At 57.0% G+C, this 24,538-nt stretch carries 26 protein-coding genes; 19 read left to right on the top strand and 7 right to left on the bottom strand.

Annotation, left to right across the window (positions count from 1 at the left end; genetic code table 11):
* The first annotated feature begins 17 nt into the window (after positions 1-17).
* From Q1K29_RS05615 to hflX, 3 genes are all read left to right on the top strand, one after another.
* Positions 18-1,424 (top strand): hypothetical protein, encoded by a 1,407-nt coding sequence (locus tag Q1K29_RS05615; RefSeq protein ID WP_300391980.1) that lies wholly within the window; start codon positions 18-20, stop codon positions 1,422-1,424.
* 73 nt (positions 1,425-1,497) lie between these two features.
* Positions 1,498-1,752 carry an RNA chaperone Hfq gene (gene hfq, locus Q1K29_RS05610; RefSeq protein ID WP_300391979.1) on the top strand — a complete coding sequence of 85 codons (255 nt, stop codon included), beginning with the start codon at positions 1,498-1,500 and terminating at the stop codon, positions 1,750-1,752.
* Positions 1,749-3,089, top strand: coding sequence for a GTPase HflX (gene hflX, locus Q1K29_RS05605; RefSeq protein WP_300391978.1), 1,341 nt, complete (start codon positions 1,749-1,751; stop codon positions 3,087-3,089). Before hfq ends, hflX begins: the two co-directional genes overlap by 4 nt.
* Here hflX and tyrS read toward each other — a convergent pair.
* Positions 3,086-4,339, bottom strand: coding sequence for a tyrosine--tRNA ligase (tyrS, locus tag Q1K29_RS05600; protein WP_300391977.1), 1,254 nt, complete (start codon positions 4,337-4,339; stop codon positions 3,086-3,088). The two genes, hflX and tyrS, sit on opposite strands and share 4 nt — an antisense overlap.
* Positions 4,340-4,389: 50 nt before the next feature.
* Between tyrS and Q1K29_RS05595 the strand changes: the two genes are divergently transcribed.
* Positions 4,390-5,520, top strand: coding sequence for an anhydro-N-acetylmuramic acid kinase (locus tag Q1K29_RS05595; protein WP_300391976.1), 1,131 nt, complete (start codon positions 4,390-4,392; stop codon positions 5,518-5,520).
* Here Q1K29_RS05595 and Q1K29_RS05590 read toward each other — a convergent pair.
* Complete coding sequence (locus tag Q1K29_RS05590; protein ID WP_300391975.1) at positions 5,517-6,281, bottom strand: alpha/beta hydrolase; 765 nt, start codon at positions 6,279-6,281, stop codon at positions 5,517-5,519. The genes Q1K29_RS05595 and Q1K29_RS05590 overlap by 4 nt on opposite strands.
* 120 nt (positions 6,282-6,401) lie before the next feature.
* On the opposite strand from Q1K29_RS05590, the gene Q1K29_RS05585 reads away from it, so the two are divergent.
* The 9 genes from Q1K29_RS05585 (at position 6,402) to Q1K29_RS05545 (ending at position 14,326) form a co-directional block, all read left to right on the top strand.
* Entirely contained in the window at positions 6,402-7,544 is a 1,143-nt protein-coding gene (locus Q1K29_RS05585) for a cysteine desulfurase family protein (protein ID WP_300391974.1), read from the top strand.
* 1 nt (position 7,545) lies between these two features.
* On the top strand, positions 7,546-9,081 hold the full coding sequence (gene sufB, locus Q1K29_RS05580; protein ID WP_300391973.1) for a Fe-S cluster assembly protein SufB: 1,536 nt from the start codon (positions 7,546-7,548) through the stop codon (positions 9,079-9,081).
* A complete protein-coding gene (locus Q1K29_RS05575; RefSeq protein ID WP_300391972.1) occupies positions 9,081-9,485 on the top strand; it encodes a nuclear transport factor 2 family protein in 405 nt (134 codons plus the stop codon). Before sufB ends, Q1K29_RS05575 begins: the two co-directional genes overlap by 1 nt.
* Before the next feature lie 53 nt (positions 9,486-9,538).
* A complete protein-coding gene (locus tag Q1K29_RS05570) occupies positions 9,539-10,237 on the top strand; it encodes a hypothetical protein (RefSeq protein ID WP_300391971.1) in 699 nt (232 codons plus the stop codon).
* A 64-nt stretch (positions 10,238-10,301) separates the two neighbouring features.
* Positions 10,302-11,063: a Fe-S cluster assembly ATPase SufC gene (gene sufC, locus Q1K29_RS05565; protein ID WP_300392841.1), complete on the top strand. Its 762-nt coding sequence runs from the start codon at positions 10,302-10,304 to the stop codon at positions 11,061-11,063.
* A complete protein-coding gene (locus Q1K29_RS05560) occupies positions 11,060-12,298 on the top strand; it encodes a SufD family Fe-S cluster assembly protein (RefSeq protein WP_300391970.1) in 1,239 nt (412 codons plus the stop codon). The genes sufC and Q1K29_RS05560 overlap by 4 nt, the downstream gene beginning before the upstream one ends.
* An 8-nt stretch (positions 12,299-12,306) precedes the next feature.
* Positions 12,307-13,524: a cysteine desulfurase gene (locus Q1K29_RS05555; protein ID WP_300391969.1), complete on the top strand. Its 1,218-nt coding sequence runs from the start codon at positions 12,307-12,309 to the stop codon at positions 13,522-13,524.
* A gap of 8 nt (positions 13,525-13,532) precedes the next feature.
* Positions 13,533-13,928 (top strand): SUF system Fe-S cluster assembly protein, encoded by a 396-nt coding sequence (locus Q1K29_RS05550; RefSeq protein WP_300391968.1) that lies wholly within the window; start codon positions 13,533-13,535, stop codon positions 13,926-13,928.
* 35 nt (positions 13,929-13,963) lie between these two features.
* The gene (locus Q1K29_RS05545) at positions 13,964-14,326 is read left to right on the top strand and encodes an iron-sulfur cluster assembly accessory protein (protein ID WP_300391967.1); all 363 of its coding nucleotides are present in this window, start codon (positions 13,964-13,966) and stop codon (positions 14,324-14,326) included.
* Between the two features lie 63 nt (positions 14,327-14,389).
* On the opposite strand, the gene Q1K29_RS05540 is transcribed toward Q1K29_RS05545, so the two are convergent.
* The 3 genes from Q1K29_RS05540 to Q1K29_RS05530 form a co-directional block, all read right to left on the bottom strand.
* Positions 14,390-14,899 carry a hypothetical protein gene (locus tag Q1K29_RS05540; protein WP_300391966.1) on the bottom strand — a complete coding sequence of 170 codons (510 nt, stop codon included), beginning with the start codon at positions 14,897-14,899 and terminating at the stop codon, positions 14,390-14,392.
* Between the two features lie 109 nt (positions 14,900-15,008).
* Positions 15,009-15,782, bottom strand: coding sequence for a 1-acyl-sn-glycerol-3-phosphate acyltransferase (locus Q1K29_RS05535; protein WP_300391965.1), 774 nt, complete (start codon positions 15,780-15,782; stop codon positions 15,009-15,011).
* A gap of 11 nt (positions 15,783-15,793) precedes the next feature.
* Positions 15,794-16,387, bottom strand: a complete 594-nt coding sequence (locus tag Q1K29_RS05530) for a TetR/AcrR family transcriptional regulator (RefSeq protein ID WP_300391964.1) — start codon at positions 16,385-16,387, stop codon at positions 15,794-15,796.
* Positions 16,388-16,469: 82 nt separating this feature from the next.
* Here Q1K29_RS05530 and yajC point away from each other — a divergent pair, with 82 nt between their 5' ends.
* Genes yajC through secF form a run of 3 tightly spaced genes read left to right on the top strand, consistent with a single transcriptional unit; the run spans position 16,470 to position 19,623 of the window.
* Positions 16,470-16,949 carry a preprotein translocase subunit YajC gene (yajC, locus tag Q1K29_RS05525; protein WP_300391963.1) on the top strand — a complete coding sequence of 160 codons (480 nt, stop codon included), beginning with the start codon at positions 16,470-16,472 and terminating at the stop codon, positions 16,947-16,949.
* A gap of 21 nt (positions 16,950-16,970) precedes the next feature.
* Positions 16,971-18,647, top strand: a complete 1,677-nt coding sequence (secD, locus tag Q1K29_RS05520; RefSeq protein WP_300391962.1) for a protein translocase subunit SecD — start codon at positions 16,971-16,973, stop codon at positions 18,645-18,647.
* Positions 18,648-18,657: 10 nt separating this feature from the next.
* Positions 18,658-19,623, top strand: a complete 966-nt coding sequence (secF, locus tag Q1K29_RS05515) for a protein translocase subunit SecF (protein WP_300391961.1) — start codon at positions 18,658-18,660, stop codon at positions 19,621-19,623.
* Here the strand turns inward: secF and Q1K29_RS05510 are convergent, their stop codons facing one another.
* Entirely contained in the window at positions 19,624-20,388 is a 765-nt protein-coding gene (locus Q1K29_RS05510; RefSeq protein ID WP_300391960.1) for an NAD kinase, read from the bottom strand. It lies immediately after the preceding gene.
* Between the two features lie 112 nt (positions 20,389-20,500).
* Here Q1K29_RS05510 and Q1K29_RS05505 point away from each other — a divergent pair, with 112 nt between their 5' ends.
* The gene (locus Q1K29_RS05505; protein WP_300391959.1) at positions 20,501-21,277 is read left to right on the top strand and encodes a class II aldolase/adducin family protein; all 777 of its coding nucleotides are present in this window, start codon (positions 20,501-20,503) and stop codon (positions 21,275-21,277) included.
* A gap of 112 nt (positions 21,278-21,389) precedes the next feature.
* The gene (hemA, locus tag Q1K29_RS05500) at positions 21,390-22,610 is read left to right on the top strand and encodes a 5-aminolevulinate synthase (RefSeq protein WP_300391958.1); all 1,221 of its coding nucleotides are present in this window, start codon (positions 21,390-21,392) and stop codon (positions 22,608-22,610) included.
* Here the strand turns inward: hemA and Q1K29_RS05495 are convergent.
* Entirely contained in the window at positions 22,607-23,020 is a 414-nt protein-coding gene (locus Q1K29_RS05495) for a MucR family transcriptional regulator (RefSeq protein ID WP_300391957.1), read from the bottom strand. The genes hemA and Q1K29_RS05495 overlap by 4 nt on opposite strands.
* A gap of 210 nt (positions 23,021-23,230) precedes the next feature.
* On the opposite strand from Q1K29_RS05495, the gene glyA reads away from it, so the two are divergent.
* Positions 23,231-24,538 carry a serine hydroxymethyltransferase gene (glyA, locus tag Q1K29_RS05490; RefSeq protein WP_300391956.1) on the top strand — a complete coding sequence of 436 codons (1,308 nt, stop codon included), beginning with the start codon at positions 23,231-23,233 and terminating at the stop codon, positions 24,536-24,538.

Raw genomic sequence — 24,538 nt, 5'->3', positions numbered from 1 at the left:
GGCCGGATTCGAAAACCATGAACTTTGCTGCAATCATACGGATGCTGGCGATGAGCACGCTGTTGTTCTGCGCCGCAATGCTGTTGTGTGCGCTGGCGGCGCTGATCGGCGGGGAAACATCCCAGCTGATGGTGTTCGTGACAACAGCCGTTGTCATGGCGACTGTAGCGATTGCCGCATTTGTGTTGACGGGCGTGCCTCGCCGCAGGGCACAACCGTCGGATGGCCTTGCCTTCATGGTAATGTTCTGGTTTGCGATGCCAATCGTCTGTGCCCCCCCGTTTCTCATGGGTGTCGCAAACGCCAGTATTATTACGGCCGTTCATGAAGCCGTTTCCTGCATCACGACAACAGGGCATTCAGGCTTTTATCCCGACAGGATTGACTGGCCGGCATCGCTTATTCTCTGGAGGGCTATACTCAATCTGTTCGGCGCGATTGCGACGATCACATTCGCGGCCACCGTGTTGGCTGCCCTGAACCTTGACGGTCCGGGAATTCACAGGACCTATCTCTTCAGTCTCTCGGATCGCAGTTTCTTTGATTCGATCCCGCGCGTTCTTCGTATGACGATGATCGTCGCGGCGATCTGCGTGCTGATCGTCTTCGCAATCGAAGTTATCGGGGGCATACCGGGTCACACGGCCCTGCTTGATGCGATTAGCGCGTTTAGCACTGGGCTTGCCGATCCATCAGGGCACCAGCAGGATGTCACACGCGAAGCCCGCTCTATCGGCCTGGTTGTTGGACTTGTTCTTGGGTCCCTTGGTTTGTTTGTTCTGCTTCAGATGGCGACGGGTCATTACCGCAACTGGCTCCGGGACCCCGAGCTCGGCACTTTCGTAGCGGCCATCGCAGGCTTCGCCATTCTCGCAATGATTTGTGGGCTCAGCCTTTTCAACTCACTTGGCTGGGCAATCTCGGCAGTGTCGACCAGCGGCATCGCCCTTGTCTCTCCGGTTTCAACGCATGCATTGCCGCTGGCGTTGCAGCTCGCGCCACCGCTTATCGGCGGGGCCGCCCTCTCGGCGACTGGGGGGATCAAGCTGGCGCGTCTCTACGTGCTCAGCCGGCGTGTCGGGCAGGAATTTCTGCGAATGGGGTACCGCCAGTCACTTCTGACATTCAAATTCCGGCGCCGTATCCAGTCTGACCGCACCATCATGGGTGTCTGGGTTTACCTCGTTGCCTACATCATGGCTTGTGTAGGCGGTCTGATGGTCTTCTCATTTACGGGGTCCGGTTTTGAGGACGCCATATCCAATACGGTCGGTAGTCTGACAAATGCGGGGCACCTGATTGACGTTCGGGATCTTCCGGGGCGCCAACTGACACAAATCTGGCTCATACTCGGGATGATTTTGGGCAGGTTGGAAGTTCTTGCCTTCATTCCGCTTTTAACTGCATCATTTTGGCGGCGTTGAAACTGTCGGGGCTTGCCAAGGTGAGTCAATCCGGATAGCGCCTGCGAAAACGCATAGCGAACAGGCTCAGATCATGTCTTCAGATAAAAAACAAAACTTGCAGGACACGTTCCTGAACGCAGTACGAAAATCGCGGACGCCATTGACCATCTTCCTGGTAAATGGGGTCAAACTGCAAGGCGTCGTTACCTGGTTCGATAACTTCTGTGTACTCCTGCGGGGGGACGGTCGTCCACCACAGCTTGTTTACAAGCATGCCATCTCGACAATTGCGCCCGGCGCGCCGGTGCAACTTTTCGATGAGGAAAACAACACGGAGTCTGATTGACCTCAGATCTTGTTGACCACACACCGCCTGAAGACCGCGCCGGTGTGATTATTCCCTGGACGAGCCCGGCAGAACGTCCGGACCGTGAACGGCTGTCAGAAACAGCGGGTCTGGTTGAGGCGCTCGGATGCAACCTGGCATTCCTTCGTGCCGAGCAGGTTCGCAAACCCAGTGCATCGCATCTTCTTTCGGGCGGGATTCTGGACCGGCTTGCTGCCGATGTTGAAGCCGAAGGATGCACATTGTGCGTTGTTGACGCAGCGCTGAGCCCGGTCCAGCAGCGCAATCTCGAAAAGTCGCTCAATTGCAAGGTCATCGACCGAACGGGACTTATTCTTGAAATTTTTGGTCTTCGCGCGCGCACCAAGGAAGGTAAATTGCAGGTCGAGCTTGCGCGGCTTTCCTATGAGCGCTCACGCTTGGTTCGCACATGGACCCACCTGGAACGGCAGCGTGGTGGTGGAGGCTTCCTCAGCGGTCCGGGCGAGACACAACTCGAGGCCGACCGTCGTATGCTGGACCGGCAGCTGGATTCCCTGAAGTCGGATCTCGAAGAGGTCAAGCGTACTCGTGGCCTGCAGCGCTCAGGACGGCGGAGTGCCGGGTTTCCAGTTATTGCACTCGTTGGTTACACAAATGCGGGAAAGTCCACACTATTCAATCGATTAACCGGCGCGAATGTATTCGCCCGTGATATGCCTTTTGCGACGCTCGATCCGACCATTCGGCGTTTTGATTTGCCGGGCATGGGTGATGCTGCGCTGGTCGATACAGTTGGCTTCATTTCTGATCTTCCGACCCACCTGATCGACAGCTTTCGGGCCACGCTTGAAGAGACACTCGAGGCGGACCTCCTCATACATGTGCGGGACCGCTCCAGTGCGTTTGATGAAGACCGGAAGGCTGAAGTTCTCAAGGTTCTCTCACGGCTGCAGAAGGAAACAGGGAACGCGCTCCCGCCAATCATCGAGGCATGGAACAAGGTCGATCTCCTGCCATGGGACATCCAGGACACGCTTCGTATGTCAGCACGGTCGGGGCTGGGCGAAACGCCAGCAGTGGTCACCTCTGCCCTGACCGGTGATGGCGTGGACGAGCTTCTGGACCTGATCGCTCACTCGATCCGGGAAGAACTGGAAACCTATCGTGTGCAGCTGGAGCCCAAGGACGGGGCCGCCCGAGCATGGTTGCATGAGCATGGTTCCGTTCTCGACGAGACATTTCTGCCTGACGGGACTGTGGAGTTGCTGGTCGGCTTGAGTGCGAAGTATGGCGGGCAGTTCGAAGGGGCTTTCGGCACCATTCCTCTCTTGCCCGCTTCTGAGCCGGAATTCTAGACAGGCTTGATCAGCGCATGACGCTTCTTGCCGGCTGAGAGCTTGATGGCACCATTCTCGCCAATATCCTTCTCATTCAGAACGGCATTCTGGTCGGTCACCGCAATATCATTCACTTTGGCCGCGCCCTGCTTGATCAAGCGCCGTGCTTCCCCGTTGGATTGTGTCAGGCCGGCTTCGGTGAAAGCTGCTGCTGTCAAGAGGCCATCACGCACTGAGGCGAGAGGCACTTCCGCGGTTGGCAGGGCATCATCCGTAGTGCCCGCGCCAAAAACAGCCTCAGCCGCGCGAGCAGCTTCTGCAGCCGCATCTGCACCATGCAGCAGTGTGGTGGCTGCATTTGCAAGGGCCATCTTCGCCTTGTTGATGTCAGCGCCCTGAAGGCGCTCAAGGGCCTGGATCTCTTCGATTGGCAAATCGGTGAAGAGCCGTAGGAAGCGCCCGACATCAGCGTCTTCCGTATTACGCCAGAATTGCCAGTATTCATAAGGGGAGCGACGATCCGCATTCAGCCAGACGGCGCCATCTGCCGTCTTGCCCATCTTTCCGCCTGACGCGGTGGTGATGAGGTGGGCTGTCAGGCCGTAGGAATCGCCACCATCGGCCTTGTGGACGAGATCGACACCGCCGAGGATATTGCCCCACTGGTCTGAGCCGCCAAGCTGCAGCCGGCAATTGTGCCGGCGATAGAGCTCCAGAAAATCGTAGGACTGCAGGAGAAGGTAATTGAACTCGAGGAAGGTGTAAGGTTGCTCACTGGCAAGGCGCCGGGCCACCGTATCCTGCTTGACCATCGTATTGATCGTGAAATGAACGCCGACCTCGCGAAGCACTTCAATATAGCCGAGCTTGTTCAACCAATCATCATTGTTCACCATGATGGCATCGGTTGGACCGTCGCCGAATGTCAGGAAAGGTTCGAATGCTTTGCGAATACCCGCAATATTCGCCTCGATCTGCTCATTGGTGAGAAGCGGGCGGGATTTTTCCTTATCGGTCGGGTCGCCAATCTTCGTCGTGCCGCCGCCCATAAGCACAATGGGCTTTCCGCCACACTGCTGAAGATGACGAAGCATCATGATTTGAAGCAGCGAGCCAACGTGCAGGCTGTCGGCGGTCGCGTCGAATCCGATATAGGCTACGGGTGTGCCAGACACACAGTATTCATCCAGAGCGTCAGGATGTGTAATCTGCTTGGTGAATCCGCGTTCCTCAAGTGTTTGAAGAAACTCAGATTTGAACTGGCTCATCGGCTCGACTCCCTAAACGGAGAGCGCAGCTAGCACGGGAGAGACACAGATTGAACCTACAGAATGAGGAATTTGAGCCGGTATGGGCGGCAGGTTTCATGTCTGGCACTTCCATTGATGCTGTCGATGCAGCGTTGATTCTCACTGATGGCGTAGATGTGTTGGATTTCGGTCCTGTCGCAGAGCAGAAATATGCACCGGATGAGCGCGAAATCCTCAAGCAGGCGGTCGCTGCGGCCCGCGAATGGAACTGGCAAGGGGCGCCGCCCGAACGCGTTTTCAACGACGCAAAAAATGTCCTGACCAGCACGCATGGCGCTGCGTGGGAGATGCTCATGTCTGAGTGGTCAGGGCCAAGCCCGGTTATTGCGGGTGTTCATGGTCAGACGGTTCTACACAGAGCGCCAGGCCGTGGGATGAAAGGGGAGACGCTTCAGCTGGTCGATGCCGGCGCCTTGCGGCGACAATTGGATATCCCATTGGCCTTCGATTTCCGTTCGCATGACGTTTCCGAAGGCGGCAATGGCGCGCCACTGGCGCCAGCTTACCATGCTGCACTCTTGCGCAGGCTCGGCACCGGCGACAGTGCGGCGGTGCTCAATCTCGGCGGCGTTGCCAACATAACTTACAGGAAGAGCGACGGCAGCCTGTACGCTTTTGATACGGGGCCGGCGAATGGTCCTATCGATGAATGGGTCGAAGGACATGGAGCCGGAACACATGATGATGGTGGTCGTCTGGCGGCCGCAGGGCGTGTTAACGAGGGCGCCTTGAGGCAATGGATGGCGCATCCCTGGTTTGATGAAGCGCCCCCGAAGAGCCTCGACAGGTTTGACTTCAACGCCAATCTAGCGCGAGGGCTTTCACTTGAAGATGGCGCGGCAACGCTTACGGCGTTCTCCGCAGAGGCTGTGGCCCATGCGATCCGCGGATTTGAAGACAAGCCGTCCCATATCATCCTGTGCGGAGGAGGACGCCACAATCCTCAGCTGGTGCGAGAACTTAAGCAGCGTTGCGCCTGTGATGTGAAGACGGCTGAGGACGTGGGCTGGCTGGGCGACTCGATCGAAGCTCAGGCATTCGCCTTCCTGGCAGTCAGGACCCTGCGTCGTCTGCCAATCAGTTGGCCTGGCACGACGAGCGTGCGTGAGCCAATGACTGGTGGTGAACTGTTGCCCTAGTCTTCGTCGTCGTCACCATTTTCGCCATCATCATCAGCAGCGTCTTCGTTGGACTTGTCGGTGATGGCGGCCTGCCCACGAACCTTCTTTGTCTCCGCTTCGGCGCGCATCTTCTGCTCGTCCTCAATAAGCCGACGGTCGACATAAGCTTCGCATTTGGAGAGCAGATCGTCCTGTTTGCCGGTGAAGAAGTGGTTGGCGCCGGCGATATTGTCACGTTCGATGACTTCGCCCTTTTGAACGCGCACTTTGGTCAACGCACGCTCAACATCTTTCGGGCCAGAGATCTTGTCGCTTTCCCCGGAGATGATGAGACCGGAGGCGGGGCAGGGGGCCAGGAAAGCGAGATCATAGTGATTGCACGGTGGGGCGATGGCCAGGAAGCCATCGATCTCCGGGCGGCGCATCAGTAGCTGGAGCGTGATCCATGCGCCGAAGGAATAGCCGGCGCACCACACGAAGCGCGGGCTTTCCGTCAGGTTTTCCATATAGTCCAGCACATAGGCGGCATCTTCGAGTTCGCCGACGCCTTGGTCGTAGACGCCCTGGGAGCGGCCGACACCGCGTGTGTTGAAGCGAAGAACCCCAAATCCACGTTTCTCGAACATCTGATAGAGACGGATCGTGATCGGATCCTGCATCGTGCCGCCGGCACGCGGGTGGGGGTGCAGGATCAGCGCGATCGGCGCTCCCTCCTGGGGCGGTTCGGTATAGCGAGCTTCTATACGGCCAGCCGGCCCCGGAATGATGAGTTCTGCCATGGAGGGCGCCTCTTCAGTTTAAGCGATCGAGGAAGTGCGAAGTGGGCGCTTTAGAGGAAAGCGGCAAGGAAATGCAAGTTTTTGTGTAAGAGTGAGGCATGATACCCTAAGTGCCGGTTCATGATCTATGCAGACTACAACGCAACGGCGCCTCTGAGGCCTGAAGCGCGAGAGGCAATGCTCGAAGCGCTAGAGGTCGGCGCGAACCCGTCCAGCGTGCATGGGCCGGGGCGAAGGGCTCGCAAGTTAATGGAAAAGGCGCGGTCTCAGGTCGCCACCGCCCTTCGCGGGCTACCGCAGGATATTGTTTTCACATCGGGCGGCACGGAAGCAATTGCTCTGGCGATCCATGGTGTCGTGCGCAAGCTTGATGCCCGCTGCACGCTCCTCGTTTCTGCGATTGAGCATGAAGCAGCATCCAGGAATGCCGGCCATGCGAGCGCACCGGTCGAGACGGTCTATGTTACCGGGGAAGGGCAGATCGACCTGAATAGCCTGCGTGACCGTCTCGGCCGCTGGGACAGCACGGCGTCCGGAATGCCCGTGCTGGTCCTGATGCTGGCCAACAACGAGACCGGCGTGGTCCAGCCGGTGCAGGAAGCTGCTGCCATGGTCCGCGACGCTGGCGGATTGACAATCTGTGACGGCGTGCAGGGGCTGGGCAAACTCCCGTTGAATGTTTCGCTTCTGGGCGTCGACTACCTCGCGCTTTCCGCGCACAAGGCTGGAGGACCGCAAGGGGCGGGAGCGCTTTGGATGCGTAGTGGCGCACCGCTGCTGCCTTATCTTTTTGGCGGCGGCCAGGAAAGGTCCCTGAGATCCGGAACAGAAAACCTGTCGGGCATCGCTGGTTTTGGCGCTGCAGCCGAAGCGGCAGTGCGTGATCTGTCGAGTATGAAGACTCTGGCCGGCCTGCGCGACGCCATGGAAGACCGGCTGATCTCAGAAGCCGGTGTGACCGTCTTCGGCAAGACTGCGGCTCGGCTCCCCAATACGTCGAATTTCGCCTATGATGGATTTCGGGCCGAGACTCAGGTCATGGCGTTGGATCTGGCCGGAGTGGCCGTCTCGTCAGGGTCGGCGTGCTCCAGTGGCAAGGTCAAAAGATCCATCGTCCTATCTGCGATGGGCGCGCCGGACACCCTTGCGGAATGTGCGATACGCACCAGCTATGGATGGAGGAGTGAGGACTCGGATTTCGAGCGTACGGCAGATGCCTGGCTCGAGGCACTCCGGCGCCGCAACATGAAGGAGACAGCCTGACATGGCTGATGATGTGAAGGTCAAGGAAGGCATTGATGCCGGTACCGTCGCTGCGGCGAAGGCGCTGCAGTCTGAAAACTATTCGGCTGGCTTCAAGACTGACATCGAAACGGAATACGCACCGAAAGGTCTGAATGAGGATGTTATCGCCTTCATTTCTGACAAGAAGGGCGAGCCGCAATGGATGCTGGATTGGCGTCTGAAGGCGTTCGAACGGTGGAAAACGATGAAGGAGCCCGGCTGGGCCAAGGTCCAGTACGAGCAGATCGATTATCAGGACCTTTATTACTACGCCGCACCGAAGCGTGGCGCGAAGTATGAATCGATTGACGATGTTCCGAAGGAAATCCTCGATACCTATGAAAAGCTCGGCATACCGCTTCGTGAGGCAGAGGTCCTGCTTGGCGTGGAAGGGTCTGCCGAGACGGCTGCTGAAGCCCGTGGCGGGGCCAACAGTTCACGCGTTGCCGTAGACGCAGTCTTTGATTCCGTCTCTGTCGCCACAACCTTCCGAAAGGAACTCGAGAAGGCTGGCGTGATCTTCATGTCGATTTCGGAGGCGCTTCGTGAGCATCCCGAACTCGTGAAAAAATATCTCGGTACCGTTGTTCCCCAGTCGGACAATTTCTTTGCGACGCTGAACAGCGCAGTCTTCTCCGATGGGACCTTTGTGTATGTGCCGGAGGGTGTCCGGTGCCCAATGGAACTGTCGACCTATTTCCGGATGAATGCGGAGAATACAGGTCAGTTCGAGCGTACCCTGATCATTGCCGACAAGGGCTCTTATGTTTCTTATCTTGAAGGCTGTACCGCCCCGATGCGTGATGAGAATCAGCTTCACGCGGCGGTTGTGGAACTCGTGGCGCTTGACGATGCTGAGATTAAATATTCCACAGTCCAGAACTGGTGGCCGGGTGACGAGAATGGCAAGGGCGGTATCTACAATTTCGTGACCAAACGCGGCGACTGTCGTGGTGCCCGCTCCAAGATCAGCTGGACACAGGTCGAGACCGGCTCCGCTGTGACCTGGAAGTATCCCTCCTGCATTCTTCGCGGTGACGACAGCACCGGCGAGTTCTATTCGATTGCTGTGACCAATGGGCGCCAGATGGCCGATACGGGTACGAAGATGATCCACCTTGGCAAGCGCACGCGCTCACGGATCATTTCAAAAGGCATTTCAGCTGGCCGGTCGGACAATACCTATCGCGGCCTTGTCCAGGTCCACAAGAAGGCCGATAAGGCGCGTAATTTCACGCAATGTGACTCCCTCCTGATTGGGGGCGATTGCGGCGCGCATACCGTGCCTTATGTCGAGAACCGGCGTGCCGATGCCCAGCTTGAGCATGAGGCGACGACGACGAAACTTTCCGAAGATCAGCTTTTCTATGCTCGCCAGCGTGGCCTGGGCGAGGAGGAAGCTGTTGCGCTTCTGGTGAATGGCTTCGTTCGGGATGTTATGCAGCATCTACCGATGGAATTCGCAGTCGAGGCGCAGAAACTTCTGGAAGTCAGCCTTGAAGGCAGTGTCGGCTAGTGGGTGATACCACGTTCACCGAGTGGCTGGCCGCTTTCAGCAACCGATATGCGGAAAGCGCGCCGGAAAGCCTTGCAGAACTTTTTTCTGAGGATGTCGACTACCACCACACGCCCTTTGAGGCGCCGGTGCGCGGGCAGCATGCCCTGACGCAATTCTTTCGGGACACGCTCGAGCTTCGTCGTGAAACCAGTTTCAAGGCTGAGACTATCCACGAGGACTCCGCTGTGGGCTGGGCCAAGTGGTCCAGCACCTTCACACGCAAGGGGACCGAAGACCCTGTCCGTCAGGAAGGTGTCTTCAAGGTTGTTCTGAATGATGTGGGCGTGTGCGTGGAACTGCATCAGTGGTGGAATTCCCTTGAGCCGGGCCAGGGCGATCTCATGCGTGATTTCGACGCCTGAGACTTCGCGTGTGCGCGCATGCTAGTCTCTCCGCAAGTGATTCCGGGGAGCCGATGATCCGATTTTGTTTCCTGTCCGTTTTGCTGATGGCGGCGTGCACGTCGAATGACGCGTCGCCCCCCTATTACGTCCCCTACGATGGCTATGGGCAGGGGATGGAGACTGTCTCTGCAACCTATGACGTTCAGCGGCAGACTGGAAACACAAGCATCGATATATCGAGCATTGGCTCGGCGCTCGACGAGTTCCTGTCTCCCGCCGGTGACAGCCTCATCCTGCTGCCTAACCGTCTGGACAAATCAAAGCTCGACTATTCCCTGGAGAGCTTGTCGGAGGTGGATGAGTGGCTGAGGGACATCCATACCATCAACAAGCTGCAGGCTGATGAGGGCAGGGCAGGTGAATCGCTGATCAGCGATGGGCGGGGTGATAATTCCGTGATGTTTGCCGGGCTCTATCTCGGTGAGGTCATACGGATGAATTCCAATCTTGGCTGGCAATGGCAGCGCTTTGACCGGTTCATAGCCAACAACCCCTATTTTACCGAGCATTACGGCTACGAGCCAGGCTTCGACTCTTTTGTGCTTGTCGGGCCGCAGGGCGTTGCCACGCCGATCAATACTGCTTTGAAACGGGTCCTGCTCGGTAAGGAAGAAAGCCTTAGGTTCATTGGTGACCTGCTGGTGGAGCCGATTGACCTGGATGCAGCCACTTCAGGCTATAATTTCTACGGCCTCGACGAAATTCGCTGACATCCGGACGATTTCACGCACGTACAGGCTTTGAAATTGCCGTGTGACTCTCTACATCCGCGGCATGTTGAAGCTTGATGATCTGTCCGCCCGCGTGGGTGAGGGCGATGAAGCGAAGACCATTCTGAATGGCCTCTCGCTTGAGGTGCCTGCGGGCGAAGTCCATGCCATCATGGGGCCCAATGGCGCAGGTAAGTCGACCCTCTCCTATGTCCTGACAGGGCGGGAGGGTTATGAAGCCTCTGCTGGCTCCGCTATGCTTGAGGGTGAGGATCTCCTCGCCATGGAGCCCGAGGAGCGCGCGGCGAAAGGTGTTTTCCTGTCCTTCCAATATCCGGTGGAAATTCCGGGTGTGCCTGTCATGACGTTTGTTCGAGCCGCGATGAATGCGCAGCGCAAGGCACGCGGCGAGGATGAGATTTCTGCGCCAGACTTTATCAAGAAGGCGCGTGAAGTAGGTGCCAAGCTGAAGATAGACGCCGACATGCTCAAGCGTCCCGTCAATGTCGGTTTTTCCGGTGGTGAGAAGAAGCGCCTCGAGATCTTCCAGATGATGATGATCGAACCGCGCTTTGCCATTCTGGATGAGACCGATTCTGGCCTCGACATCGACGCTCTGAAAACGGTTGCGGACGGGGTGAATGCGCTTCGCAGTCCTGACCGCGCCATGCTGGTCATCACGCACTACCAACGCCTGCTGGATCATATACGACCGGACAAGGTCCACGTGCTGGCCAAGGGCCGCATCATCAAGACCGGGGGGCCGGAACTGGCCGAACAGCTTGAAAGCGAAGGCTATGACGGGATTCTGGGAGAAGTGCTTTGACGCTCGAAGACGTCAGAAACCAGTTCACGGATCCAACGCCGGCGGACCTCCAGCTGATCGCCAGATATGGCGAGCTGCCTGATGATGCGCGCAGGGCACGGGCATTCGAGGCATTTGCTAAATCCGGCCTTCCCAATCGGCGCATGGAGCAATGGAAGTGGACGGACTTTCGCGCAGGTGCCAGCTCGCTTGAGACATCGTCCGGAAAGGCGAATGTCGAGCTTCCGCTGCCGGATAATGCCTTGCTGTTGCGCTTTGATGGCAAGCGGTGGCATTTGCCGGAAAAGCTTCCGACGGGCCTGAATGTCTTCGAAAAGACCGAGGCGCAAGCACTTGGCAATGCGGAGGAGCTGCCAATGGCGGCGCTTGCTGCGGGGCTGACGGGGCATCCAAAATCAATCGATATTCTCCAAGTCGAGGTCACCGCTTCCATTGAGCAACCGGTTTTTCTGGATTTTGACTTCGCCGGGCGCGAGATGGCTTTTGCCCGCATTGCCTTTGTTGTGCGCCCTCAGGCCCGGATCGATGTCATTGAACAACACCGGGGCGGCGCTGGCCTAAGCTCCACAATTATTGAGTTCGGTCTTCAGAAAGGGGCCCAGGCATCGCGAACGCTGCTTCAAGCTGGCGGGAAAGAAGAGGCCACGGCCGTGACGGCCGCTATAAGTCTGGAAGAAAATGCCCGATTTAAGCAGACCGCGCTGGGTTTTGGTGCCAAGGTCGCCAGGATTGAGACGCGTGTAAGCTATAATGGCCCGAACGCTACGGCGTCCCTCAATGCGGCCTATCTGCCAGCACCAGGGTATCATGTCGATTTCACCAGCAACGTCTGGCACGGCGCAGAATCCTGCACGACCCGACAATTGACAAAGGGCGCTGTCCCCGATGGCGGACGCGGTGTTTTTCAGGGCAAGTTCCATGTGCCCCGAACGGTCGGCCAGCACACGGATGCGGATATGCAGCATAAGGCCCTGCTGCTTGAAGATGGTGCTGAGGTTTTCGCCAAGCCAGAGCTGGAAATCTATGCCGATGACGTCGAATGTGCGCATGGCAATACATCCGGCCAGCTGGACGAGACAGCGCTGTTTTACATGCGTCAACGCGGCATCCCAAAAGCTGAAGCTCGAGCGCTTTTGACCGAAGCCTTCATCGTAGAAGCGTTGGCCACTGCACATGACGCTGTGAAGGACGCGTTGAACGAGGCGTCGCGTAACTTCCTGCGCCGGGAAGGCTAGGTCGCGCCATGTCCCTCGATATCAATCATGTTCGCAGCCAGTTTCCGATCCTTGGTAGGGAAGTGAACGGTGAACCGCTTATCTATTTCGACAATGCGGCGAGCGCCCAGAAGCCGAACGCCGTACTTGATGCGATGAGCGATCAGGCCCGAACGGCCTATGCCAATGTTCATCGTGGGCTGCATACACTCGCCAACGAAACGACCGAAGCCTTTGAGGGAGCACGGTCCACCGTACAGCGGTTCATCAATGCGCCGGCACCGGCGAATATCATCTTTACCAAAGGTGGTACCGAAGCGATCAATCTCGTCGCATCCGGCATCGGTCAGCAGATTGAGCCCGGTGACGAGATTGTCCTGTCGGTCATGGAGCACCACTCCAATATTGTGCCATGGCACTTCCTGCGTGAACGCCATGGCGCGGTGCTGAAATGGGTGCCTCTACTGGAAGACGGCACCCTGGACATGGAGGCCTATGCAGAAGCGCTGACACCACGCACAAAGATTGTCGCCGTGACGCATATGTCGAACGTTCTCGGTACCGTAACTGATGCAGCGAAGATCGTTTCTCTGGCGCATGAGACCGGTGCCCGGGTGCTTCTGGATGGCTGCCAGGCGGGGGTTCATCTCGACGTTGATGTGAGGGCGCTGGGTTGTGATTTCTATGTCCTGACCGGCCACAAGATTTACGGCCCCACAGGCGTTGGCGTGCTTTATGGCACGTCCGAAGCGCTGGATGCCTTGCCACCCTATCAGGGCGGCGGCGAAATGATTGAAATCGTCGAGCAGGACCGCGTGACCTACAATGCGGCTCCTCACAAGTTTGAAGCTGGAACACCACCAATCCTGCAAGCGATAGGGCTCGGTGCCGCAATCGACTGGCTCAACGGGTTCGCGTTTGACCAGGTAATTCAGCATGAAGAGGACCTGCATCAGCGTGCAATTGACGCCCTCGCAACGGTCAATGGACTTAGGGTCCACGGGCAAGCCCCGGGGAAAGGACCTGTTCTCTCCTTCAGTATCGAGGGCATACATCCTCATGACATTGCGCAGCTGCTTGATCGCTACGGCATCGCCGTACGTGCAGGCCACCATTGCGCACAGCCATTGATGACCCATCTAGGAGTTAGTGCTACAGCCCGCGCGAGCTTTGGTATCTACAATACGATGGAAGAGGTGGATGCCTTCATTGAGGCCCTCCTCAAAGCGCGTTCCATGCTGTTATAAGGAGTGAAATGGCTGACGATATGCGACTCCCGGAGACTGCAGACGCCGCGGCGCAAAGCGCGGACGGGGAAGCTACGTCCAAAATTCCGCAGGATGAGCTTAACAGGATCACAGATGATCTGATCGCGGCATTCAAATCGGTTTTCGACCCCGAAATTCCGGTGGATATCTATGAGCTGGGACTGATTTACAAAGTGGACATCGATGACGACCGCAAGGTCGATGTCGATATGACGCTGACAGCGCCCGGTTGCCCCGTTGCGGGCGACATGCCCGGATGGGTCGAGAACGCAGCGCGAGGCGTAAAGGGTGTGGATGATGTTGAAGTCCGCCTCACCTTCGATCCTCCCTGGGATCCTTCGCGTATGTCTGATGAAGCGCGTCTCGCGCTCAACATGCTCTAGTTGACAGATCCCTTAAGGCTTCACATCTCCACATCATGGCCAGACGACCGAAACCAAAACTAATCAGCCTCTCAGACGCTGCTGCGGAGCGTGTGCGGGAGATCATGGAAGATAAAGGTGCCGGCTACCTCCGCGTTGGCGTCAAGAATGGCGGTTGTGCGGGGATGGAATACGTCATGGATTACGTCGAAAAGCCAGAGGAGCTCGACGAAATCGTAGAGGATAATGGCGTAAAGATTGTCGTTGATGCAAAGGCGGTTCTCTTCCTCCTTGGCTCAATCGTCGATTTTGAAACGACGACGCTTCATGAGAAGTTCGTCTTCCGCAATCCCAACCAGACGGATGCTTGCGGCTGCGGCGAAAGTGTTACGATCATGCCGGCGACTGCAGACAGCTGATCTTCTTAGGGCGCCGGCCCGACCGTGATGCCGGGCCGATCACAAGACAGTATTTCACAAAGTTCAGCTTTGTTTGTTCGGATTCGTGACCGGGCAATCATTCGCAAACGCCTTGAATGCCTCGTTTGCCTCCGGCATTGTCACAGAGATTTCGGGCCGCGCAGGCATTTTCCAGGTGACGGTTTCACCTTTTATGGCTGCATTATAGAGTTTTTTGGCCGTAAGCTCTTTATGAGCGATAGCGACCTTGAGGCTCGGGAAATATGTCCAGCCAGCTTTAAAGGGCTCGCTGTCGCCGATCGTCATGGCGATGTCGTGGCTCTTGGAGCGTGATGTTTCCTGCGCCATCATCTCAAGAATATCCCCCGGGACTGTTGTGAGACCAGCGGTAAGGTTCCCGTCAGCACAGTTAAAGAAAACACCATGCTCCTGCTCAGTGCCGGAAGCGATGAGAACAACGTCGTCGTTTTCAAGAGTTTTCGCTGATTGCCATTCATTAGTATCTGCCGCGATGGCAGTTGCGGGCAGGGCGAAAGCAGCGATCGCTGCAGTTACAGCTATGAGACGTGACATAAGGTGTATCCTCCGATTATGAAGGATATTGAATAACAATAATTACATATTGAGTAAAGGTAATTATTTATCGCTGTTCATGCTTTGAGAATCCCGCGCGCCTGCTAACTTAGCTTCGCGCAGCTGCTTTCATGGGATCAGGCAGTAGGGTGGTCGTCTCGACGGATGAACCAGAAGCTTCGACCAGGAGTTTCGTGGACTGCTCTTCAACTGCCGCGGTCAGCATTTGTAGGAAGTCCTCTTTCGTACGTCCTGGCTCAATTGGCGGAAGAAATTCTATCACCGCTGTGCCTGGTGTTTTTTGCAACGCTTCCTGCTTCCAGAAGCACCCCAAATTCGTGGCAACAGGAATGACAGGGACCTGCATCGCCTTCTGCATATGCCAAACGCCGGGCTTATAGCGATAGTGATATCCGGGAGGCGCAAGGTGGCCTTCCGGGTAAATGAGGACTCGCCGGCCTTCCCTGGCGGCCAGCTCCATGCCCTCGGCAAGGGATTTGGCTTTGCGGTCTCCACCGCCACACGTGTCGATAACGATAGCTCCGAGCTTTCGCAGGATGCCACCGACAAAGGGGAAGCGTTCAAGATGATCGCCCGTCACAAAGGCCAGATTGTCAATTTCCGGGTAGATCATGAAGCCATCGCCCCAGCTCTGATGTTTCGCGGCGACGATGAACGGCCCATCGGGAAGACAATCGCGGCCACGAACTTCAAGACGGATCCCGGCCACCCAGCGCAAAGCCAGACGGATCGCCCGCGTATAGGACCGGATCACCGCTGAGGTGGCCGACCGGCCGGGCAAGGCAAGCGTGACAAGCGCCACCAGGACATAGATGACCGAGAGAGCATAGTAGATCCCGGTAAACAGAAGACCTCGCAGCATGAGATGACCACCTATTTCTGATACAGAACGGCCAGGATGGCCCGGGTGAATGCAGGAGCATGAGCTGAAAACGGACCGGGCAGCCTGTTATAGATCTTGTTCTGGGCAGCCTGCATCACGATTCCCAAAGTCATGGCCGTCAGAAGGGCTGGATCTGCTTCAGGTATCTCGCCTGCCGCTATCATGGCTTCAAGGATTCGCTCGAAACGGGTGACGGGATCATTCTCGCGGCGCGTATCATGCGGCAGGAAGCGATTGAGTGACACAAGATGAAACGAGAAGAGGAGCCAGTCTTTATCCGCGAGGGTACAGTAAGCCAGGACAGCTCTGTGAATTCGCTCTTCCACTGTCCCTGGCTGGGAAAGCGCTTCACTCAGCATTTCCCCAAGGCGGTTATGTGTCTCCATGAAAAGGGCAAGAGCCAGCTCGTCTTTTCCCTTATAGTGGCGATAGAGCGCCCCCTCAGAGACGCCTGCCTGATTGGCGATCTGGCGGGTAGTGGCCGCGTCCACACCTTCATCCACGAATAGCTGCAGGGCCGCCCGCTCAATGCGTGGCTTGGCGTTGCGTGATCGTTCTTTGCGCTCTGGTGAATTTGCGGGCATGGCAAGTCTCCTCAGTCGGAATATATATCGCTAATTCGCATATTGCAAGTGAGCGCTTACTAACTAATGGAGTGGGCTAGTATTGCATGGCCCGCTGCAATCGCTCATTGATCGCACTTGTTTGCAATGTATGCCCTCCACAGATATAGGCACGGACCTCAAGTTCCGGGGAGAGAAACTTATGAAGTTCAGATTTGCAGCTGCAGCGTCCGCATTTTTCGGCTCTGCACCTATTGCGTTTGCGCAAGAACAGGGCGGCGCCGGTGGCGGCCTGATGGCGCAGCTCATCTTTTTTGTTCCCCTGATCCTGATCTTCTACTTCCTGCTTATCCGGCCCGCCAATCAGCGCCAGAAAAAGCATAAAGCGATGATCGAGGCGGTCGTGCGGGGCGATACGGTCATTACCTCTGGAGGGCTCATCGGCAAGGTCGCGAAAGTCACGGATCAGGAAATCAGTGTTGATCTGGCTGAAGGGCTCCGGGTGCGGGTCGTCAGGTCCATGATTGCTGATGTGCGCGGAAAGAATGAGCCGGCACCAGCCAACGATTCCAAATCGTCCTGAACCTGACCGGGGACTGCCACCATGCTGAATTTTCCGGGCTGGAAAGTCGCTCTCATTGCCATCGTTCTTCTTTGGGGAGGCCTGCTTGCACTGCCGAATGCGTTCAGTGACGGTTTTCTCGGAATTGAACCGGTCGATACCGGTGCCAACGATGCTCAGTCAGTTGCCCAGTATGAGCAGCAGATGGCGGAGGCCGAGAGTTCCTGGTGGCCCAGCTTTCTTCCCACCAGCAAGGTAAATCTGGGCCTGGACCTGCAAGGCGGTGTCTATCTGCTCACCGAAATTGATCCTGAAGAGGTTGCAGCCAACCGGCTCGAGACGATTCAGGCCGATATTGTGCAGGTGCTCAATCAGCAACCGATCATCAAGCGGCCTCAGCCAGAACAGCAGGGCACCCGCCTTCCGATCACGCTCAATAATGCGGAAGACATGGACGATGCGATCAGGCGCCTGCGGCGGATCAACCCAACAATTGGGGCCGTGGGCGGACAGAAAGTGTTGACCATTGAGCGCAATGGTGAGCGGCAGATTGAGGTTCGGGTTTCCGACGATGCGATGAATGCGCTGGCGTCCGACGCTCAGGAAAAGATGATCGAAATCATCCGCCGGCGACTCGATCCCGATGGGGTCAGTGAAATCGGGATTACGCCTCAGGGCGAGACCCGTATCGTTATCGAAGCGCCCGGCGAGGCAGATCCACGACGCATCAAGGATATCCTGAGCCAAGCTGGTCGCATGACTTTCAATATGGCCAATTCGGATCCGTCTGCGATCCGCGCTGCTCAGGCTGCCCGCCCGCGGCCGGGCTGGGAGCTGCTGGAAGACGACAATGGCATGCCTCTACTGGTTAATCGCACGCCCGTCGTCACAGGCAGTGATATTGCAACCGCCAATCAGGGGCGAGACCCCGATGACAATTCGCCCGCCGTCGATTTCCGCCTTTCGGGTGGCGGCGCTGAGCGGTTTGGCCGCACGACAGCCAATAATCGCGGCGAGGTCTTTGCGATCGTCCTCGATGGACGGGTCATGTCGGCGCCGCGCATCAACGAACCCATCTGGGGTGGAAATGTTCAGATCACTGGCCAGTTCACTATGCAGGAAGCCCAAGACCTGGCCGCAATCATCGAGGCCGGTGAGCTGCCTGCAAAACTGAACTTCATTGAAGAGCGGACGGTGGGCCCGGGCCTCGGGGCTGACTCCATCAAAGCGGGTACACGGGCGAGTATCATTGGGCTTGTTCTCGTGGCCGTCTTCATGATTCTGGCTTACGGACTCGTTGGCGGATTTGCCGTGGGCTCGCTGTTTGCGAATATCGTCCTTATCCTTGGCGCTCTGTCCGGTCTCGGTGCTACGCTAACACTGCCTGGTATCGCCGGGATCGTGCTGACGATCGGTATGGCCGTCGATGCCAACGTGATCGTTTTCGAGCGTATTCGGGAAGAGCAACGGTCCGGCCGGTCTCCGGCCACGGCTGTCATTGCAGGCTATGAGCGCGCCCTTGCGACGATCCTGGACGCGAACATTACAACCTTCATTGCTGCGGCAATCCTTTACATGCTGGGATCGGGCCCGGTGAAGGGCTTTGCTGTTACCCTCGCAATCGGCATCGTCACGTCGGTGTTTACCGCCTTCGTTGTGACGCGTTGGTTCACGGCCATGTGGCTGAAGACCATGAAGCCGCGCCGGCTAGCGATCTGAGGAGAGAAACATGCTTCTGCAATATTGGCCTCAGCGCACGAATCTCAGCTTCATGGCGTTACGCTTTCCGGCGTTCCTGTTCTCCCTGATCCTGATTGCGGCCTCTTTCACACTGATTTTCACGAAGGGCCTGAATTTCGGGATCGACTTTGCGGGCGGCTCCGTCATCGAGATCGAGCAGCCTGAGGGTGTGAATGAGCAGGACGTCCGTCAGGTCGTGGGTGATCTTGGCCTGGGCGAAGTACAGGTCAACGCCGCGCGTGGTACCGGGGTTGATGCCATTGAGGTTATTGTCATCCGGTTTGCGACGCAGGACCCCGAAGATGGCGATCAGGAGTCAGCTCAGCAAACGGCCAATAATGAGGTTCGCTCCGCGCTTGAAGAGGCGTTTCCCGGCGTCAACATTCGAAGCAGTGCCGCGGTTGGCCCTAAAGTTTCCAGCGAACTCTTGCGCAGTGGTCTTATTGCCCTGGGCGTCGCGCTCGCGCTGATGATGCTGTATATTTCGGTACGGTTTCAGTGGAAGTACGCTGTGGGTGCTGTTGCCGCGCTATTTCACGATGTGCTTATCACCATGGGCATGTTTGCGCTGACCCAGTTCGAATTCAATCTTTCTACCATTGCCGCGCTTCTGACGATTGTCGGTTATTCCATGAATGACACTGTGATCGTCTTTGACCGCGTGCGTGAGGAAGCGCGCAAATACAAGAAAATGGAGCCGGCGAAGGTTATCGACCTTGCAATCAACCAGACACTTTCTCGGACCCTTCTGACGTCCGGCACGACATTGCTGGCACTGTTCAGTATTTACCTCTTCGGCGGCACGGTACTCAGCGGGATGAGTTTTGCGCTTATTTTTGGTGTCATCATCGGCACCTACTCCTCGGTCTTCGTAGCGTCCGCTGTGGTGCTGATGCTGGGTCTGGACCAGGGCGAGAAGCAACGACGCGAAGTCGAGGGGTTCCAGGGCGTCTGATCAGAAGGCGAACTGTTCCCGGAGAATGCGCTCATCGAGCGCGTGGCCCGGATCGAAGAGCATCGTAAGCGGCTTGGAGCGATCCTCAAGGACGCTGACATGTGCAATGTCACGGACTTCCTGATTATCGGCTGCGGCTGCAACGGGGCGGCGGTTAGGCTCAACAATCTCAAATTCGACTTTTGCATCATGACGCAGCAGGGCGCCTCTCCAGCGTCGAGGCCGGAATGCGCTAACTGGCGTCAATGCCAGAAGATTGGCCCCGATCGGCATGATCGGGCCGTGGGCCGAGAGATTGTACGCTGTTGAGCCGGCTGGTGTGGCCACCATGATGCCGTCACAGGTGAGCTCGCTCATTCGTTCGCGACCGTCCACCTGTATCCGGAGCTTTGCGCTTTGGGCGGTCTCACGAAACAGCGAGACCTCGTTGATGGCCAGGCGTTCATAGCGCTCCCCATGAACATCGGTTGCGATCATGCGCAGGGGCAGGAGTGTTGCCTTTGACGCCTTGTTGATACGCTCGTAAAGATCCTCCTCATCGAAATCGTTCATGAGGAATCCGACGGTGCCCCGGTTCATTCCGTAGACAGGCTTACGGTCATCAAAACGGCGACGCATGGCTTCCAGCATTGAGCCGTCGCCGCCTAAAGCCACGATAACTTCGGCGTCTTCTTCAGGACACTGGCCATAGCGTTTCGTGAGCCGCTGCAGCGCTTCCTGAGCCTCGGGCCTGCGTGAGGCCCTGAACGAGATCTGAATTTTCATGGCGCCCATGTCAGCCCCGGTATCTTCAGCGTCAAGCTATGAGTTACGTGACACTGGCGTCAGGTACCGGTTTTCCTGTATGCTGGCAAAAGACAAATTTCAGGAGGACCGCATGCCGGACGATATGAAGACGATCACTGTGAAGGACGCCGTTTCGGCAGAGGAGTGGAAAGCCCGGGTCGACTGCGCGATGCTTTATCGTCTCGTAGCCCTGCATGGCTGGGACGACATGATCTTCACACATATCTCCCACCGCGTGCCTGGTCCGGAACATCACTTCCTGATCAATCCTTATGGGATGTTCTTCGACGAGATCACCGCCTCGTCGCTGGTGAAAGTCGATCTCGAAGGCCAGATCGTGATGGACACACCGTATTTCATCAATCCGGCCGGTTTTACGATTCACTCCGCTATCCACGCGAATCGGGAAGACGCAAACGTCGTGATGCACTTGCACACTGACCAGGGCGTCGCTGTCTCAGCACAGAAAGAAGGCCTGCTGCCGGTCTCGCAGACGGCCATGATTGTCCGGGAAGATCTTGCCTATCACGACTATGAAGGCATTGCCTTGGACCTCGACGAACGGGAAAGGCTTGTGGCCGATCTGGGACCGGAAAAGTCAACGATGCTTCTACGTAACCACGGAACGCTGACCTGCGGGACGACCGCCTCCATGGCGTTCACCAAAATGTTCTTCCTGGAACGTGCCTGCAAGATGCAGGTCATGGCGCTTTCCGGAGGCCGCGAGAATGTTCTTGAATGCGGACGTGACATTCAGGAAAAGGTCGCCGGTCAGGGAGGCACCGGAATGGAAACGCTGACAGAAAAACTGATCTGGCCAGGGCTGAAGCGCAAACTTGATCGCGAGCTTCCCGGCTACGATGTGTAATGCAGTCTGACTGCGACATTTGCGGCCTACGCACAAACACCTATGGATACGACTTCGTCCGTTTGCCATATAGCCCGCAACAACGAAGCCCCTTGCAAGGGAACCGAGTGATATGAAGCATATCAAGGCATTCGAGGACGCCCTCTCCACAATTCATGAGGAGGGCCGGTACCGCGTCTTTGTTGACCTCCACCGTCACCGGGGCCGTTTCCCGAAAGCGACTGCGCGGTTTGAAGATGGCGAGCGCGAGATTACCGTTTGGTGCTCGAATGACTATCTCGGCATGGGCCAGGATGCCGATGTCCTTCAGGCCATGCATGATGCGATCGATAGCTTCGGCGCCGGCTCTGGCGGTACTCGTAATATTTCGGGCACGACGCGCTTCCACGTCGATCTTGAGAACGAACTCGCCGAGCTTCATGGCAAGTCGGGCGCCCTGCTGTTCACATCCGGCTATGTCGCCAATGAGGCTACACTTTCGACGCTGGGAAAGATTCTTCCGGGCCTGATCATTTATTCCGATGAGTTGAACCACGCATCGATGATCGAAGGCATTCGCCGCTCCGGTGCAGACCGGCGCATCTTCCGTCATAATGACGTAGAGCATCTGCGCGCATTGATAGAGAATGACGATCCGGATCGTCCCAAGCTCATCGCGTTCGAAAGTGTCTACTCGATGGACGGCGATATCGGTCCCATAGAAGCATATTGCGACCTCGCCGATGAATTCGATGCGCTAACTTATCTCGACGAAGTCCATGCCGTTGGCATGTATGGAGAAGAGGGGGCGGGCGTTGCTCAACGCGACGGTCTGATGGACCGCGTCGATATCATCGAAGGTACGCTCGGCAAGGCCTATGGTGTCATGGGCGGCTACATCGCTGCGCATGAGACGATCATTGACGCAATCCGTTCGATGGCATCGGGCTTCATCTTCACGACGTCTACATGCCCCGTCATGGCCGCTGGCGCACTGCGCAGCATCCGGAAGCTCCGTAGTGACGAAGGCCGCCAACTTCGGGCTGACCATCAGGCGAAAGCCGCCTTGCTCAAGGAGAAGTTCCGTCAGGCAGGGTTGCCCGTCATGGATAGTGTCACGCACATTGTGCCGCTTCTGGTCGGTGATCCTGAAAAGTGCAAGGCGCTCTCCGACACGCTGCTGTTCGACTTTGGAATCTATGTTCAGCCGATCAACTATCCGACAGTGCCGCGGGGCACGGAACGCCTGCGTTTTACCCCCGGGCCGGTACATGACGAAGTGATGATGGATGAGCTTGTGTCGGCTATTCTGGCGGTCTGGAAGCAGCTCGGCCTCGAAGAACAGGCTGCCTAGCCGACTTTTGCACCAGGCTTGCGACCGAGGCCTATTTTCTTGGCGAATTCGGATCGCTTCGCGGCATAGTTCGGGGCGACCATCGGGTAATCCGGTGCAAGTCCCCATTTATCCCGGTATTCGTCCGGAGAGAGCCCGTAGCGATTGCGCAAATAGCGCTTCAGCATTTTCAACTTTCGACCGTCTTCCAGGCAGATGAGAAAATCGGGCGTAACTGACTTGGCTGGGGGCACTGCCGGCTTGCCCGTTGAAACTGATGGCTGAGTGTCACCAGACAGGCTCTGGAGGATTGTGTGCACCTCCCGGATAATCTCTGGAAGCTGCTGCTGTTGCATGGGGTTCTTCGCGACGTACGCCGATACAACTTCAGTCGTAAGCTCCAGCAACAGTTTGTTCTCATCCCCTGCCATAGAATCTAGCCCCCAATACTCAGCGATTTTTGTCCGAAAACCCAGCTTATACAGATATTCATAGCGTCGTCCCGTTTCCTTACTACAGTATTCGGAGTCTTAGAAAAGATGGCTTGTGTCATTGAATCACGGGACATGGTGACGCGTCACCTTGCCGTGTTTGCTCAAGCCACTTAAACCGGCGTCAGAGCTGCTACGAGGAAATTGCATATGCCCGATACGTCTCCCGCGACGCAATTTGACGCTGGACGCTTTTTTACGGCTGGCGTTGAGGATAGTGATCCCGCTCTAGCTGAAGCGATCAGCAAGGAGCAGGAGCGCCAGCAGCATGAAATCGAGCTCATCGCGTCGGAGAATATTGTGTCAAAGGCCGTGCTTGAGGCTCAAGGCTCAATTCTCACGAACAAGTATGCCGAAGGCTATCCGGGCAAGCGCTACTATGGCGGTTGCCAGTTTGTCGACGTTGCCGAGAATCTGGCCATTGATCGTGCAAAAGCGCTGTTCGATTGCGACTTTGCCAACGTTCAGCCGAACTCAGGAAGTCAGGCAAATCAGGCCGTATTTCAGGCGCTGATAAAGCCGGGTGATACGATCTTGGGCATGAGCCTCGATGCTGGCGGCCATCTTACTCACGGCGCAAAGCCGAATCAGTCGGGAAAATGGTTCAACGCCATTCAGTATGGGGTAAGAGAGAGCGATCATCTCATCGACTTTGATCAGGTGCGAGATCTGGCACGAGAGCATAAGCCCAAGCTGATCATTGCCGGCGGGTCGGCCTATCCGCGCCAGATCGACTTCAAGAAATTTCGTGAAATTGCCGACGAGTTTGGCGCCTATTTCCTGGTTGATATGGCCCACTTTGCGGGGCTGGTGGCGGGTGATGTCCATCCCAACCCGCTAGATTATGCCGACGTTGCGACGACCACCACGCACAAGACCCTTCGTGGGCCTCGGGGCGGCATGGTTCTCACGAATGACGAAACCATCGCCAAGAAAGTGAATTCAGCGGTATTCCCGGGGATTCAAGGCGGGCCGTTGATGCACGTTATCGCTGCCAAGGCTGTCGCTTTTGGTGAAGCGCTCACGCCCGAATTCAAGTCTTACGCGGCCCGGGTCGTGGAAAACGCCCGCGCGATGGCCTCCGCCGCCAAGGAGTGTGGTCTGGATCTCGTGTCTGGCGGGACTGACACCCATGTCGCCCTTATCGACTTGAGGCCAAAAGGTGTGACCGGACGAGACGCTGAAAGCGCCCTCGGCCGGGCGTTCATTACCTGTAACAAGAACGGCGTTCCCTTCGATCCAGAGAAGCCCATGGTAACCAGCGGTATCCGCGTCGGATCACCGGCGGGAACGACCCGTGGATTCGGTGAAGCCGAGTTCCGGCAGATTGGTCGCTGGATCGGCGAAATCGTAGATGCCGTTGCCCAGGGCGAATCTGAAGGTGTCGAAGGACGTGTCCGGGAAGAAGTGAAGGCGCTCACCGCACGGTTCCCGATCTACGGTGGTCTGGGGGCATAA

Source organism: Henriciella sp. (assembly GCF_029937755.1).
Classification (GTDB): domain Bacteria; phylum Pseudomonadota; class Alphaproteobacteria; order Caulobacterales; family Hyphomonadaceae; genus Henriciella.
This window is presented reverse-complemented; position numbering and strand designations above follow the sequence as displayed.